Origin of the sequence: Streptomyces sp. NPDC048507 (assembly GCF_043199995.1) — a bacterium.
Lineage (GTDB): Bacteria > Actinomycetota > Actinomycetes > Streptomycetales > Streptomycetaceae > Streptomyces.
The window spans coordinates 213,663-226,352 of the sequence record NZ_JBICWZ010000007.1 but is presented as its reverse complement, the minus strand read 5'-3'; the positions used below and the strand labels follow the sequence as shown (position 1 = coordinate 226,352).

The following is a 12,690-nucleotide window of genomic DNA, read 5'->3' as shown; positions in this document are numbered from 1 at the left end:
GGGCCGTCCTTGCCTGGGCGATGTGGTCCGCCAGCACGGTAGGCGGCCACCGCGCCCGCGTTCCACCGGTTTTCGCCCGGGCCCGCTCCGGCGGGACCGGCGGTTCGGGACATCCTGCGTCCGGCCGGGGCCGCCCCGCCGCCCGGGGGGCGGCGGAGCGCGCCTGGTGGGACGGGGGCGCGGGGGGTTGCGGATTCGCGGATTCCGGCCAGGGGGCGCGCGACCGCCCCGCAACCGGAGCGCTTGTCCGGTACGCGCCCCTCCCGGCCCCCGCCGCCTGTGGTGGCATGTCCATGCCCAAAGCCACCCCGTTTCCGACGGACGGAGTACCTGGACATGCTGTTGCGCAGACTCGCCTTCGGGGCCGCCGCCATCGCCCTGGCGGCCGTCGCCGCTCCCGCCCCCGCCCAGGCGGACACCCCCTCGGTGCCGCCCGGCCGCGTCACCGTCGAGGTCGTCGGCGCCAACGGCTCCGGCTGCCCCCAGGGCACCACCGAGGTCGCCGCCGCCTCCGACAACACCGCCTTCACCGTCACCTACAGCACCTACCTCGCCCAGACCGGCGCCGGCTCCGGCGGCACCGACTTCCGCAAGAACTGCCAGCTCGCCCTGCGCGTCCACGTCCCCCAGGGGTACACGTACGCCATCGCCCGCGCCGACTACCGCGGCTTCGCCCACCTCCAGCGCGGCGCCTACGCCCAGGAACGCGCCGGGTACTACTTCCAGGGCGCCTCCCAGACCACCCGCATCACCCACCAGGTCAACGGCCCGTTCTCCGACAACTGGCAGGCCAGTGACCAGACCGCCTACAACGACCTCGTCTGGGCCCCCTGCGGCGAGGAGCGGAACCTCAACGTCAACACCGAACTGCGGGTCTACGGCGGCACGTCCAGCCCCCAGACCCTCAGCTTCATGAGCATGGACTCGACGGACGGCAGCGTCAGCACCGTGTACCACTTCGAGTGGAAGGAATGCCCCTCCGCCGCCTGACCGTGGACCGCGCGCACGCAGAAGGAGTGACATCGATGTCTCATTCCCTGTTCCGCACCCTGCTCGTCGGCGGCGCGGCCGCCGCCCTGACGGTCACCGCGACCCCGGCCCAGGCGTCCATCACCGTCCCGCCGGACAAGATCGTCATCGAGCTCGCCACCGTGAACGGCTCCGGCTGCCGCGAGGGCACCGCCCAGGTCGCGGTCGCCCCCGACAACACCGCCTTCACCGTCACCTACAGCGAGTACGCGGCCCAGGTCGGCCCCGGCGCCCCGCCGACCGGCTTCCGCAAGAACTGCCAGCTCAACCTGCGCGTCCACGTGCCGAACGGGTTCACGTACGCGATCGTCCAGGCCGACTACCGCGGCTTCGCCTACCTCCAGCCCGGCGCGTCCGGCGTGGAGCGGGCCAGCTACTACTTCCAGGGCATGCCGCAGACCGCCCAGCGCACCCACACCTTCAACGGGCCGCTGGACGACAACTGGCAGACCTCCGACAAGACCGAGTACGCGGACCTCGTCTGGGCCCCGTGCGGCGAGAAGCGCAACTTCAACATCAACACCGAACTCCGCGTCAGCGGCGCCACGTCCAGCCCGAACGCGACCAGCTTCATGGCGATGGACTCCACCGACGCCAGCGTGAACACCCTGTACCACCTCGCCTGGGCGACCTGCCCCACGCCGCCCAGGGCGTAGCCGCTCCGGCGCGGGGGCGGGGCCGACGTGCGACCGGCCCCGCCCCTCTTTTCCCGGTTCCCGGTACCGGAGCGCGGCGGCTTGGTTACGCTCGGCTACAGGCCGAACGAACTGGGGGTGACCCGCCCGTGGTCAACATCCGCGACCTCGATCCCAGCGCCTCGCCGCTGGACTACTACGGCGCCGAGCTGCGCTGCCTGCGGGAGGACGCGAAGCTGACGCAGTCCGGCCTGGGCGGCATCGTCTTCTGCACGGGGTCCCTGATCGGGCAGATCGAGAACGCGCGGAAGGTCCCGACCCGGGAGTTCTCGGAACGGATCGACGCGGCGTTGAATACCGGTGGCACGTTCAGCCGGCTGGTGGGGCTGGTGCTCCGCAGCCAGCTGCCGGTGTGGTTCCAGGAGTACGCGGAGATGGAGGCCAAGGCCGCGTACCTTTCCACGTACCAGTGCCAAATCGTCTACGGGCTGTTGCAGACCCCCGAATATGCTCGCGCCGTGATCCGCGTGGACCACGCGGACAGGGTCGACACCATGGTGGCGGCCAGGATGGAGCGGCAGCGCATCCTGACACGCGGTACGCCGCCCGTCCTGTGGGTGGTGCTGGACGAGGCGGTCCTGCACCGCGAGATCGGTGGTCGTGAGGTCATGCGGAAGCAGCTCGCCCACTTGCTGGGGCTTCGTGACCGCCCCTGGCTCAACATTCAGGTGTTGCCGTTCGCGGTCGGTCAGCACGCGGGAATGATGGGCTCGTTCAACCTCCTGCGGTTCGACGACGATCCAGATCTCCACTACTGCGAGAGCTACGACTCGGGCCACATGACGGCCAATCCGCAAGTGATCAGGGAACGTTCGGTCGGATACGCTCTCCTCCAGGCAGAGGCGCTGTCGCCAGCACGGTCGGCGACGCTGATCGCTCGTGTGATGGAGGAACGCTATGGGAAGCATCCAGAACCGGACGGGCGCGCGGTGGCGTAAGTCGTCGTACAGCGGAAGCAGCGGCGGTGACTGCGTCGAGTGCGTCCCGCTGGGTGACGCGACCTGGGTGAAGGCCAGCTACAGCGGCGGAACCGGCGGGGACTGTGTCGAGGTGGCCGCGCAAGCCTGTGGGGTCGCCGTGCGGGATTCCAAGGTGCCCGGCGGGCCCGTTTTCACCGTCGGGCGGGACGCCTTTGCCGCCTTCGTCGGGGCCTTGTAGGAGGTGAGGGGGCGCATGACGCCCCCTCACGTTGGCTCAGTTGCAGTGGCCGGGGCCGCGCGTGACGCTCACGGAGCCGATCGCGCCGCCGAAGGCGATGCAGGTGTTGCGGCCGTCGATGTACACCGGGCCCGCGTACGAGGTGTAGTCGCCGTTGTCGATGCCGCCGCCCCCCGTGACCAGGCGGGTCACCCACGCCTCCATCCAGACGGCCGGGCCGGGGCTGTTGCGCACGGTGACCACACAGTTCTTGCCCGTCGAGGCGTTCCACGTGAGGTGGACCGTGCCCACCGACCCGAGGTCGGCGGACTCGACGAGCCGGTACCCCGCGCCGCACTTGCCGTTGTATCCGGCCGCGTGGGCCGTGCCCGTGGCCGCGAGGGTGGCGGCGGCGGTCAGCGCGAGCGCCCCCGCCACCGAGGCGGCGCGGCGCCGTCGGGCCGCGCTCACCGCGCGCCCGCGGCCAGGCTGCCGCAGTGGCCCCAGCCGGAGTTGCCCGACCACGAGCCGACCTGCCCGTTGAACTGCACGCAGGTGCCCCGGGCGTCCAGGTAGACGGGGCCGGCGTAGTACTTGAAGTCGCCGCTCTGGTACGAGCCCACGTTGTCGCTCGCGCGGGTCAGCCCGACGAACATCAGCTGCGGGGTCCCGCTGCCGCTCTTGGGGACGGTGTAGGCGCAGTTCCGGCCCGTGGCGGAGCTGTAGTAGAGGTAGGTGTAGCCCGTCGCGAAGGTCAGGGTGTCGACCTTGGTCCCCTCGCAGACGGCGGCGGCGGCCTGCGCGGGCGCGGCGCCCACGACGGCCGCCCCGGCCAGGGCGAGCCCGGCGGCGGCCACGGCCGTCGCTCCCCGCCGCAACGCTCCGTGCCGTGACACGCGTATCCGAGAACTCACGCTCGTGCTCCTTCGTCGGGAGTCGGTGGAGTCGGTGGAATCGGGGCGATTGCCTCACGTGGCACCGCCGGCCGCAAGGGCGGTCCGCCCGCGCCGCCGGAATTGACCGGGACGCGGTGGTGGCGGGGCGGATTCCGGTGGACATCCGCGCGGCGCTGCCCGCCGTCCGCTGTTTCCCGCTGAGCGGGAGCGCGCCCTCCCGCCCACCGCCGCCGCCCGCCTACCGTCTGCCGCACCACACACCACCGCAGCCGGGAGGCCCCATGCTGAACGACCGGCTCCGGCGCGAGGCCGCCGCGCTGCTGCGCACGGCGGAGCGCGGACGGACCCCCGTACGGCCGCTGGCCGAGCTGTTCGCGGGGATCGACGCCGAGGACGCGTACGAGATCCAGCTCCTCAACATCCGCCGCCGGGTTGCCGAGGACGGCGCCCGCGTCACCGGGCACAAGGTCGGGCTGTCCTCGCCCGTCATGCAGGCCATGATGGGCGTCGACGAGCCCGACTACGGGCACCTCCTCGACCACATGGAGCTGCGCGAGGACACCCCGGTCCCGGTGGCCGCGTACTGCGCGCCCCGCATCGAGGTCGAGGTCGGCTTCGTCCTCGGCGCCGACCTGCCGGGGGAGGGCTGTACCGAGGCCGACGTGCTCGCCGCCACCGAGCGCGTCGTGCCCGCCCTGGAGCTGATCGACAGCCGCATCGCGGACTGGCGGATCGGCATCGCCGACACCATCGCCGACAACGCCTCCTCCGCCGGATACGTCATCGGCCCCGGCCGCGACCCCCGCGAGCTGGACCTCAAGGGCATCGAAGCCCGCCTCGGCGACGGCGGCGACACCGTCCTGGCCGCCGGGCGCTCCGACGCCGTCCTCGGCGACCCGGCCACCGCCGTCGCCTGGCTGGCGCGGACCGTCGCCCGCTTCGGCGTACCGCTGCGCAAGGGGCACCTCGTCCTGCCCGGCTCCTGCACCCGCGCCGTGGACGTGAGCCCCGGACGCACCTACACCGCCGAGTTCACCGGCCTGGGCGCCGTGTCCCTCTCCTTCCTCTGACCGGAGTGAGTACCCGCATGAAGAAAGCCACCGCAGCGATCGTCGGCTCCGGCAACATCGGCACCGACCTGCTCCACAAGCTGCTCCGCTCCCCGCACATCGAGCCCCGCTGGATGATCGGCGTCGACCCCGCCAGCGAGGGCCTGGCCCGGGCCCGGCGGGCCGGGCTGGAGACCGGTGACGCGGGCGTCGGCCCGCTGCTCGCCTCGCGCGGCGAACTGCCCGACCTGGTCTTCGAGGCCACCTCCGCCGGCGTGCACCGGGCCAACGCCCCGCGCTACGCCGAGCTCGGCATCAAGGCCGTCGACCTGACCCCCGCCGCCGTCGGGCCCGCCGTGGTCCCGCCCGCGAACCTGACCGCGCACCTGGACCGGCCCAACGTCAACATGATCACCTGTGGCGGCCAGGCCACCATCCCGATCGTGTACGCCGTCTCGCGGGTGGTGCCCGTCGCCTACGCGGAGATCGTCGCCTCCGTCGCCTCGGTGTCGGCCGGGCCCGGCACCCGCGCCAACATCGACGAGTTCACCCGTACCACCGCCCGGGGCATCGAGGAGATCGGCGGCGCCGCCCGCGGCAAGGCGATCATCATCCTCAACCCGGCGGACCCGCCCGTCATCATGCGCGACACCGTCTTCTGCGCGATCCCCGAGGACGCCGACCGCGAGGCCGTGACCGCCTCCGTCAAACGCGTCGTCGGCGACGTCGCCACGTACGTGCCCGGCTACCGGCTGCGCGCCGAGCCGCAGTTCGACGACCCGTCCCCCGCGACCGGCGGGCACGCCCGGGTCGCGGTCTTCCTGGAGGTGGAGGGCGCGGGCGACTACCTGCCGCCCTACGCCGGGAACCTCGACATCATGACCGCCGCCGCCACCAAGGTCGGCGAGGAGTTCGCGAAGGGCCTCCAGCTGTGAAGACGTACTCCGACACCCTCGACATCCGGATCACCGACTCCTCCCTGCGCGACGGCTCGCACGCCGTGCGCCACCGCTTCACCGCCGAGGACGTCCGGTCGGTGGTCGCCGCCCTCGACGGCGCGGGCGTCCCCGTCATCGAGGTCACCCACGGCGACGGACTCGGCGGCTCCTCCTTCAACTACGGCTTCTCCACCACCCCGGAGCAGGACCTCGTCAAGGTCGCCGCCGAGACGGCCCGCCGGGCGAAGATCGCCTTCCTGATGCTGCCCGGCCTCGGCGTCATGGACGACATCCGCGCCGCCCAGGCGGGCGGCGGCGCCATCTGCCGGATCGCCACCCACTGCACCGAGGCCGACATCTCCGTGCAGCACTTCGGCCTCGCCCGCGAGATCGGCCTGGAGACGGTCGGCTTCCTGATGATGGCCCACTCCACCAGCCCCGAGGCGCTCGCCCGGCAGGGCCGGATCATGGCCGACGCCGGCTGCCAGTGCGTGTACGTCGTCGACTCGGCCGGGGCCATGGTGATGGACCAGGTCACCGACCGGGTCGCCGCGCTGGTCGCCGAACTGGGCGACGACGCCCAGGTCGGTTTCCACGGGCACGAGAACCTCGGGCTCGGCGTCGGCAACTCCGTCGCCGCCGTCCGCGCCGGGGCCCTCCAGATCGACGGTTCCACCCGCCGCCTCGGCGCCGGGGCGGGCAACACGCCCGTCGAGGCCTTCGCCGCCGTCTGCCGCAAGATGGGCATCCGCACCGGCATCGACGTCCTCAAGATCATCGACGCCGCCGAGGACGTGGTGCGGCCCGTCATGGACGACGAGTGCCGCCTCGACCGCATGGCGCTGCTGATGGGCCACGCGGGCGTCTACTCCAGCTTCCTCGTGCACGCCTACCGCCAGGCCGACCGCTACGGCGTCTCCGGCCCGGAGATCCTGCTGCGCGCGGGCGAACGCCGCCTGGTCGGCGGCCAGGAGGACCAGCTCATCGACATCGCGCTCGAACTCGCGGCCGCCGCCGGACGCTAGCCGCCGGTCCCGTCCGCCCGCTCGCCTCTCCGCCCGCTCCCCTTTCCGCCCGCGCACCCCCAACGAAGTGGAGGGCCACCCCCATGACCCCAACGACTCCGGCCGAGGACGGTCCCCGCGTCATCGAAGCGGCCGCCGTACCGGACCGGTTCGCCCGCGGCTGGCACTGCCTCGGCCTCGCCGCCGACTTCGCGGGCGGCCGGCCCCACGAGGTGGAGGCCTTCGGCACCCGGCTCGTGGTCTTCCGGGGAGCCGGTGACGGCGCCCTGCACGTCCTGAACGCCTACTGCCCCCACATGGGCGGCAACCTCGCCCACGGCACCGTCAAGGGCGACACCGTCGCCTGCCCCTTCCACGACTGGCGCTGGTCCGGCGACGGCCGCTGCGCCGAGGTCCCCTACGCCCGCCGGGTCCCGCCGCGCGCCCGCACCCGCGCCTGGACCACCCTGGAACGCAACGGCCAGCTCTACGTCTGGCACGACCCCGAGGGCAACCCGCCGCCCGCCGGCGTCACCATCCCCGCCATCGAGGGCTTCGGCGAGGACGACTGGAGCGCGTGGAGCTGGAACTCGCTGCGCGTCGAGAACGCCAACTGCCGCGAGATCGTCGACAACGTCGTGGACATGGCGCACTTCTACTACGTGCACTACGCCTTCCCGCACCGCTTCACGAACGTCTTCGACGGGCACGTCGCCACCCAGTACATGGAGTCCACCCCGCGCGGCGACGTCGACCTCGGCACCCTGTCCACCGGCGGCGGCCTGCGCTCCGACGCCTCCTACTACGGCCCCTCGTACATGATCGACCGGCTGTGGAGCGACGTCGGCGGGGGAGTGGAGATGGAGTCCGTCCTCATCAACTGCCACTACCCGGTCGACGCGAACAGCTTCGTCCTGATGTACGGGGCGATGGTCAAGAAGCTGCCCGGCATGAGCGACGAGCAGGCCGCCGACGCCGCCCGCCTCACCTCCGAGGGCCTCGCCGTCGGCTTCGAGCAGGACGTGGAGATCTGGAAGAACAAGACCCGGATCGACAACCCGCTGCTCACCGAGGAGGACGGTCCCGTCTACCAGCTCCGCCGCTGGTACGAGCAGTTCTACGTGGACGCCGCCGACGTCCGCGCGGAGATGGTGAACCGCTTCGAGTTCGAGATCGACACCACCCGCGCCACCGCCGCCTGGCGGGCGGAGGTCGAGGCGAACCTGGCCCGCCGGGCCGCCGGATGACGGCCGTGGTGTGCGGGGCGTGCGGCAACCGGGTGCTGTGCGAGAAGTTCGGCCCCGCGCACATCCAGGTCCAGTGGACCGGTGACGCCGCCGTGCTCTGCCCGCACGTGGGCGCCGCGGTGGCCGCCGGGCGGCCCGGCGGCCGGGTCCGCGGCTGCCCGCGGCTCGGCGAGGCCGTCGAGGCGGCCGTCCGCGAGGGCCGTCTGCGCGAAACCCGCCGCCAGGAGCCGGGCCCGCCGGAGCCCGGCCCCGGCGGACCCCGGCGGTACGAACCCGGGCCGGCCGGTTCCGGGCCGGCCGGTTCCGGGCCTTCCGGTTCCGCGCCGGACGGGTCCGGCCCCGGCGGGTTCGCGTCCGGCCCCGGTGCCGCGGGGGATGAGCGGTGACGGCCGAACGCCCGGCCCCGGCCCGTACGACGGCCCGTCCCGCGGAGTCCGCCGCCCCGGGCGGAGCCCCCGGCAGGCTGCTGGTCCGCGTCACCGCGCGGATCCAGGAGACCCCGGACGCCGTCTCCCTCGTCCTGGACCCGGAACTCCCCTACGCCCCCGGCCAGTTCCTCACCCTGCGGATCCCCGGCGGGGCCGCCCGCTGCTACTCGCTCGCCAGCTCCCCGCACACCGGCGAGCCGATGCGCATCACCGTCAAACGGGTCCCCGGCGGAACCGGCTCCGGCTGGGTCTGCGACACCGTGGCCCCGGGCGACGAACTGGAGGTGCTGGCGCCCGCGGGCACCTTCACCCCGGGCCCCGGCGGCCTCGACGCCGACCTGCTGCTGCTGGCGGGCGGCAGCGGGATCACCCCCGTGCTCTCCCTCGCCAAGTCGGCGCTGGCGGCCGGGCGGGGCCGGATCACCCTGCTGTACGCCAACCGCGACTCCGGCTCGGTGATCTTTGCCGAGGAGCTGCGCCGGCTGGCCGGTGAACACCCCGGCCGGTTCGGCGTCGTCCACTGGCTGGAGGAGCTCCAGGGCCTGCCGACCGCCGGGCGGCTCGGCCCGCTGCTGGCCCCCTACGCCGGGCGCGAGGCCTGGCTGTGCGGGCCCGGCCCGCTGATGGATGCCGCCGCCGAGGCGCTGCGCGCGGCCGGGGCGCCGGCCGCGCGGATCCACCGCGAGCGCTACTTCTCCCTCGCCGCCGACGTCTTCGCCCCCGCCGCCGCCCCGCCCCCGGACGGCCCCGCCGGTCCCGGCCCGGCCGCCGCCCCGGCCCTCGTCGAGGCGGAGCTGGACGGGCGGGCGCACCTGCTGCCCTGGGACCGGCGGACCCCGCTGCTGGACGTGTTGCTCGCGGCGGGCGTCGAGGCCCCGTACTCCTGCCGCGAGGGTGCCTGCGCGGCCTGCTGCTGCCGGGTCCTGGAGGGGGAGGTCACGATGGTCCGCAACGAGGTGCTGGACGGCGCCGACCTGGCCGAGGGCTACGTCCTGGCCTGTCAGGCGCTGCCGCTGAGCGACCGGGTGCGCATCGGCTACGCGTGAGACCGGGCACGAGAAGGGCTCCGGGTCCGGCCCCCTGGCGAGGGGTCGGGTCCGGAGCCCTTCTCGTGCGCGGGATATGACTACCCGCTACATCCACTCGCTGAACCGCAGCCAGCCCAACATGTTGTCCATGGCCCGTTCCGAGACCGCCGGTTCGAGGTCCGGCGGGGGCGCGGCGGCGGGCCGGCCGGCCCGCCCGGCCCCGTACAGCTCCCGCCACACGGCCCGCGCGCACGCCGCCACCGGGGGAGCGAGGCGCACCAGTTCCCGTTCGCCGCCGCGGACCGCCGACAGGGACACGGCCGCCACCGCCCGCCCGGCGCCCCGCAGCGGCGCCGCCACGCACGAGATGCCCCGGAAGCTCTCCTCCCGGTCGAAGGCGATCCCGCGCTCGCGGGTGGCCGCCAGCTCCGCGCGCAGTGCGAGCGGCCGCACCAGGGTCCGGGCGGTGCGCGGGCGCAGCCCCTGCGCGAGGACCCGCTCGACGGAGTCCGGCCCGCTGAAGGCGAGGATCGCCTTGCCCGCGGCCGTGGAGTACGCGGGCATCCGGCCGCCGACCCGGGAGGGCACGGCCGTGGCCTCCGAGCCGCCGATCCGCTCCAGGCACACCACCTCCGTGCCGTCCAGCACCGACAGGTGCACCAGCTGCCCGGTCCGCTCGTGCAGGTCGTGCAGCAGCGGCAGCGCGGCCCGGCGCAGCCGGTTGTGGTGCGCGGCGAGCGCGCCCAGCTCCAGCATCCGCATGCCCATGCGGTAGTCCCGGCCCTCGCGGTCAAGCCAGCGCAGCCGTACCAGCTGGTCGAGGATGCGGTGGGCGGACGAGCGGGGGATCCCGGAGCGGCGCACGACCTCCGTGAGGGAGAGGCGGGGGTCCGGGCCCTCGAAGGCGCCCAGCACGCTCGCGGCCTTCTCCAGCAGCGACGGGGGTGCCTGGGGTGCCTGCGGTGACAGCTCTGTCTCCATGGCCCGCACCCTGACACGGCCCCTCGGCCGCAGGGAAGGACCCGTGACCAAATATTTCTGTCAGGAATACTTCGATTAGGTGTAAACAGCTCGTGGGGCGCCGTTCCCGCTGAGCGGGAACGGCGAGTTCCGCCGCCCGGCGGCCCGGCGTACGTTCGCCGCACTCCGAAGCCGACGCACCCCGCCCTCCGAGAAAGGGACACCATGAGCGACGAAGACGTCCTCGACGCAGTCCGCGCCCTCGCCCCGGCCCTGCGCGAACGCGCCCCCGAGGCCGAGGCCCTGCGCAAGGTCCCCGAGGAGAGCATCAAGGAGCTGGCCGACACCGGCTTCTTCCGCCTCCTCCAGCCCCGCGCCCACGGCGGCCGCGCCGCCCACCCCGGGCTCTTCTACGCCGCCGTCAAGGAGATCGCCAAGGCCTGCGGCTCCACCGGCTGGGTCTCCTCCGTCGTCGGCGTGCACCCCTGGCACGTCGCCCTGTACGACCCGCGCGCCCAGCAGGAGGTCTGGGGCGAGGACCGGGACGCCCGCATCTGCTCCTCCTACGCCCCCACCGGCAAGGTCACCCCCGTCACCGGCGGTTTCACCCTCAGCGGGCGCTGGCACTTCTCCTCCGGCTGCGACCACACCGAGTGGGCCCTGCTCGGCGGCCTCGTCACCGACGCCGAGGGCCGCCCCGTCGACATGCGGACCTTCCTGGTCCCCCGCTCCCAGTACACGATCGACGAGGTCTGGGACACCGTCGGCCTGCGCGGCTCCGGCTCCAACGACATCACCGTCGAGGAGGTGTTCGTCCCCGAGCACCGCGCCCTGAGCTTCGGCCCGGTCACCGCCCTGAGCGTGCCCGGCCACGCGCAGAACCCCGAGCCCGTCTACCGGCTCCCGTACGCGTCCGTGTTCACCACCACCATCTCCACCCCCCTGGTCGGCATCGCCGAAGGCGCCTACGAGGCCCACCTGGCCGCCACCCGGGCGCGCATCCGCGTCTCCTACGGGCAGCAGGTCGCCGAGGACCCCTTCGCGCAGGTCCGCATCGCCCGCGCCGCCAGCGACATCGACGCCTCCTGGCTCCAGCTCCAGCGCAACATCGCCGACCTGTACGCCCTCGCCGAACGCGGCGAGCCGCTGCCCGTCACCCTGCGCACCCGGGCCCGCCGCGACCAGGTCCTGGCCACCGAACGCTGCGTCGCCGCCGTCGACCTCCTCATGGAGAACGCGGGCGGCAGCGCCCAGCGCACCGGCCCCAACCCGCTCCAGCGGGCCTGGCGCGACGCCCACACCGGCCGCGGACACGCGGCCAACGACCCCGAGCGCGCCCTCGTCCTCTTCGGCCAGGGAGCCCTCGGCCTCGACATCCAGGACACGATGCTGTGAACGCCACCGCTGTGAAACCCACCGAGCTGAGCCACGAGAGCACCTCCCGCACGGCGAAGGCCGCGGGCCTGACGCTCCACTACCACGAGGCCGGGCCGGCCGGCCCGGACGCACCCGTCGTGATCATGCTGCACGGCGGCGGGCCCGGGGCCTCCGGCTGGTCCAACTTCGGCGCCAACCTGCCCCACTTCGCCGCCCGCTTCCGCACCCTGCTCGTCGACCAGCCCTGCTACGGCCGCTCGGACAAGCCCGAGCCCGACCGCGACTACTTCAGCTTCAGCGCCGGCGCCGTCGTCGCCCTCATGGACGAACTCGGCATCGAACGCGCCCACTTCATCGGCAACTCCCTCGGCGGCGGCACCGCCACCCGGATCGCCCTCGACCACCCCGGCCGGGTCGGGAAGCTGCTCCTGATGGGGCCGGGCGGCATCTCCCTGAACCTGTTCTCCGCCGACCCCACCGAGGGCATCAAGCGGCTCTTCGAGTTCAGCCTCGACCCGGAGCCCACGCGCGAGCGGATGCGCACCTTCCTCACCACCCTCGTGCACGACCCGGCGCTCGTCACCGACGCCCTCGTCGAGGAGCGGTTCGCCCAGGCCACCGATCCCGCGGCGCTGCTGGGCAGCGCCCGCATGGCCGCCTCCTTCGCCCGCTGGCCCGAGGACACCATGCTCTGGCGCGAGGCCCACCGCATCGCCTGCCCGGTCCTGCTGACCTGGGGCCGCGAGGACCGCGTCAACCCCGTCGACGGCGCCTTCCTCGCCCTCAAGGCCATCCCCGACGCCCGCCTGCACGTCTTCCCCCGCTGCGGCCACTGGGCTCAGACCGAGGCCGCCGCCGACTTCAACCGCCTCGCCACCGACTTCTTCTCCCACTGAAGGGGC

Annotated in this window: 15 protein-coding genes; 12 read left to right on the top strand and 3 right to left on the bottom strand. The window is 73.6% G+C overall.

All coding sequences use genetic code 11. The annotated features are described in order from the left end of the window. The first annotated feature begins 336 nt into the window (after positions 1 to 336). The 4 genes from ACGFXC_RS21250 to ACGFXC_RS21235 all read left to right on the top strand — a co-directional run bounded on the left by ACGFXC_RS21250 (position 337) and on the right by ACGFXC_RS21235 (position 2,882). The gene (locus tag ACGFXC_RS21250) at positions 337 to 990 is read left to right on the top strand and encodes a DUF4360 domain-containing protein (RefSeq protein WP_393714965.1); all 654 of its coding nucleotides are present in this window, start codon (positions 337 to 339) and stop codon (positions 988 to 990) included. 35 nt (positions 991 to 1,025) lie between these two features. Beyond that, on the top strand, positions 1,026 to 1,685 hold the full coding sequence (locus ACGFXC_RS21245) for a DUF4360 domain-containing protein (protein WP_393714963.1): 660 nt from the start codon (positions 1,026 to 1,028) through the stop codon (positions 1,683 to 1,685). A 128-nt stretch (positions 1,686 to 1,813) separates the two neighbouring features. Continuing rightward, complete coding sequence (locus ACGFXC_RS21240; protein ID WP_393714961.1) at positions 1,814 to 2,662, top strand: Scr1 family TA system antitoxin-like transcriptional regulator; 849 nt, start codon at positions 1,814 to 1,816, stop codon at positions 2,660 to 2,662. Beyond that, on the top strand, positions 2,622 to 2,882 hold the full coding sequence (locus ACGFXC_RS21235) for a DUF397 domain-containing protein (RefSeq protein WP_393714959.1): 261 nt from the start codon (positions 2,622 to 2,624) through the stop codon (positions 2,880 to 2,882). The genes ACGFXC_RS21240 and ACGFXC_RS21235 overlap by 41 nt, the downstream gene beginning before the upstream one ends. A 36-nt stretch (positions 2,883 to 2,918) precedes the next feature. On the opposite strand, the gene ACGFXC_RS21230 is transcribed toward ACGFXC_RS21235, so the two are convergent. Together ACGFXC_RS21230 and ACGFXC_RS21225 are read right to left on the bottom strand one after the other, a co-directional pair. Then, positions 2,919 to 3,332 carry a spore-associated protein A gene (locus ACGFXC_RS21230; RefSeq protein WP_393714957.1) on the bottom strand — a complete coding sequence of 138 codons (414 nt, stop codon included), beginning with the start codon at positions 3,330 to 3,332 and terminating at the stop codon, positions 2,919 to 2,921. After that, complete coding sequence (locus tag ACGFXC_RS21225) at positions 3,329 to 3,775, bottom strand: spore-associated protein A (protein ID WP_393714955.1); 447 nt, start codon at positions 3,773 to 3,775, stop codon at positions 3,329 to 3,331. Before ACGFXC_RS21225 ends, ACGFXC_RS21230 begins: the two co-directional genes overlap by 4 nt. Before the next feature lie 263 nt (positions 3,776 to 4,038). Between ACGFXC_RS21225 and ACGFXC_RS21220 the strand changes: the two genes are divergently transcribed. The 6 genes from ACGFXC_RS21220 to ACGFXC_RS21195 all read left to right on the top strand — a co-directional run bounded on the left by ACGFXC_RS21220 (position 4,039) and on the right by ACGFXC_RS21195 (position 9,469). After that, a complete protein-coding gene (locus ACGFXC_RS21220; RefSeq protein WP_393714953.1) occupies positions 4,039 to 4,827 on the top strand; it encodes a 2-keto-4-pentenoate hydratase in 789 nt (262 codons plus the stop codon). Positions 4,828 to 4,844: 17 nt separating this feature from the next. Beyond that, a complete protein-coding gene (locus tag ACGFXC_RS21215) occupies positions 4,845 to 5,741 on the top strand; it encodes an acetaldehyde dehydrogenase (acetylating) (RefSeq protein ID WP_393714951.1) in 897 nt (298 codons plus the stop codon). After that, the gene (gene dmpG / locus ACGFXC_RS21210; protein ID WP_393714949.1) at positions 5,738 to 6,769 is read left to right on the top strand and encodes a 4-hydroxy-2-oxovalerate aldolase; all 1,032 of its coding nucleotides are present in this window, start codon (positions 5,738 to 5,740) and stop codon (positions 6,767 to 6,769) included. Before ACGFXC_RS21215 ends, dmpG begins: the two co-directional genes overlap by 4 nt. Positions 6,770 to 6,852: 83 nt before the next feature. Further along, positions 6,853 to 7,995 (top strand): Rieske 2Fe-2S domain-containing protein, encoded by a 1,143-nt coding sequence (locus ACGFXC_RS21205; protein WP_393714947.1) that lies wholly within the window; start codon positions 6,853 to 6,855, stop codon positions 7,993 to 7,995. Continuing rightward, entirely contained in the window at positions 7,992 to 8,381 is a 390-nt protein-coding gene (locus ACGFXC_RS21200; RefSeq protein WP_393714945.1) for a hypothetical protein, read from the top strand. Before ACGFXC_RS21205 ends, ACGFXC_RS21200 begins: the two co-directional genes overlap by 4 nt. Beyond that, positions 8,378 to 9,469 carry a 2Fe-2S iron-sulfur cluster-binding protein gene (locus ACGFXC_RS21195; protein ID WP_393714943.1) on the top strand — a complete coding sequence of 364 codons (1,092 nt, stop codon included), beginning with the start codon at positions 8,378 to 8,380 and terminating at the stop codon, positions 9,467 to 9,469. Before ACGFXC_RS21200 ends, ACGFXC_RS21195 begins: the two co-directional genes overlap by 4 nt. A gap of 87 nt (positions 9,470 to 9,556) precedes the next feature. Here the strand turns inward: ACGFXC_RS21195 and ACGFXC_RS21190 are convergent, their stop codons facing one another. Further along, a complete protein-coding gene (locus tag ACGFXC_RS21190; protein WP_393714941.1) occupies positions 9,557 to 10,432 on the bottom strand; it encodes an IclR family transcriptional regulator in 876 nt (291 codons plus the stop codon). A gap of 204 nt (positions 10,433 to 10,636) precedes the next feature. On the opposite strand from ACGFXC_RS21190, the gene hsaA reads away from it, so the two are divergent. Both hsaA and hsaD read left to right on the top strand, forming a co-directional pair. Continuing rightward, positions 10,637 to 11,806: a 3-hydroxy-9,10-secoandrosta-1,3,5(10)-triene-9,17-dione monooxygenase oxygenase subunit gene (gene hsaA / locus ACGFXC_RS21185; protein ID WP_393714939.1), complete on the top strand. Its 1,170-nt coding sequence runs from the start codon at positions 10,637 to 10,639 to the stop codon at positions 11,804 to 11,806. Continuing rightward, the gene (hsaD, locus tag ACGFXC_RS21180; protein WP_393714937.1) at positions 11,803 to 12,684 is read left to right on the top strand and encodes a 4,5:9,10-diseco-3-hydroxy-5,9,17-trioxoandrosta-1(10),2-diene-4-oate hydrolase; all 882 of its coding nucleotides are present in this window, start codon (positions 11,803 to 11,805) and stop codon (positions 12,682 to 12,684) included. The genes hsaA and hsaD overlap by 4 nt, the downstream gene beginning before the upstream one ends. The last annotated feature ends 6 nt before the right edge of the window (positions 12,685 to 12,690 follow it).

Coding starts and splice junctions, on each gene's coding strand:
- ACGFXC_RS21235 (WP_393714959.1), top strand. CDS start 2,622: ATGGGAAGCATCCAGAACCGGACGGGCGCGCGGTGGCGTAAGTCGTCG.
- ACGFXC_RS21215 (WP_393714951.1), top strand. CDS start 4,845: ATGAAGAAAGCCACCGCAGCGATCGTCGGCTCCGGCAACATCGGCACC.
- ACGFXC_RS21220 (WP_393714953.1), top strand. CDS start 4,039: ATGCTGAACGACCGGCTCCGGCGCGAGGCCGCCGCGCTGCTGCGCACG.
- ACGFXC_RS21200 (WP_393714945.1), top strand. CDS start 7,992: ATGACGGCCGTGGTGTGCGGGGCGTGCGGCAACCGGGTGCTGTGCGAG.
- ACGFXC_RS21245 (WP_393714963.1), top strand. CDS start 1,026: ATGTCTCATTCCCTGTTCCGCACCCTGCTCGTCGGCGGCGCGGCCGCC.
- ACGFXC_RS21190 (WP_393714941.1), bottom strand. CDS start 10,432: ATGGAGACAGAGCTGTCACCGCAGGCACCCCAGGCACCCCCGTCGCTG.
- ACGFXC_RS21250 (WP_393714965.1), top strand. CDS start 337: ATGCTGTTGCGCAGACTCGCCTTCGGGGCCGCCGCCATCGCCCTGGCG.
- ACGFXC_RS21205 (WP_393714947.1), top strand. CDS start 6,853: ATGACCCCAACGACTCCGGCCGAGGACGGTCCCCGCGTCATCGAAGCG.
- hsaA (WP_393714939.1), top strand. CDS start 10,637: ATGAGCGACGAAGACGTCCTCGACGCAGTCCGCGCCCTCGCCCCGGCC.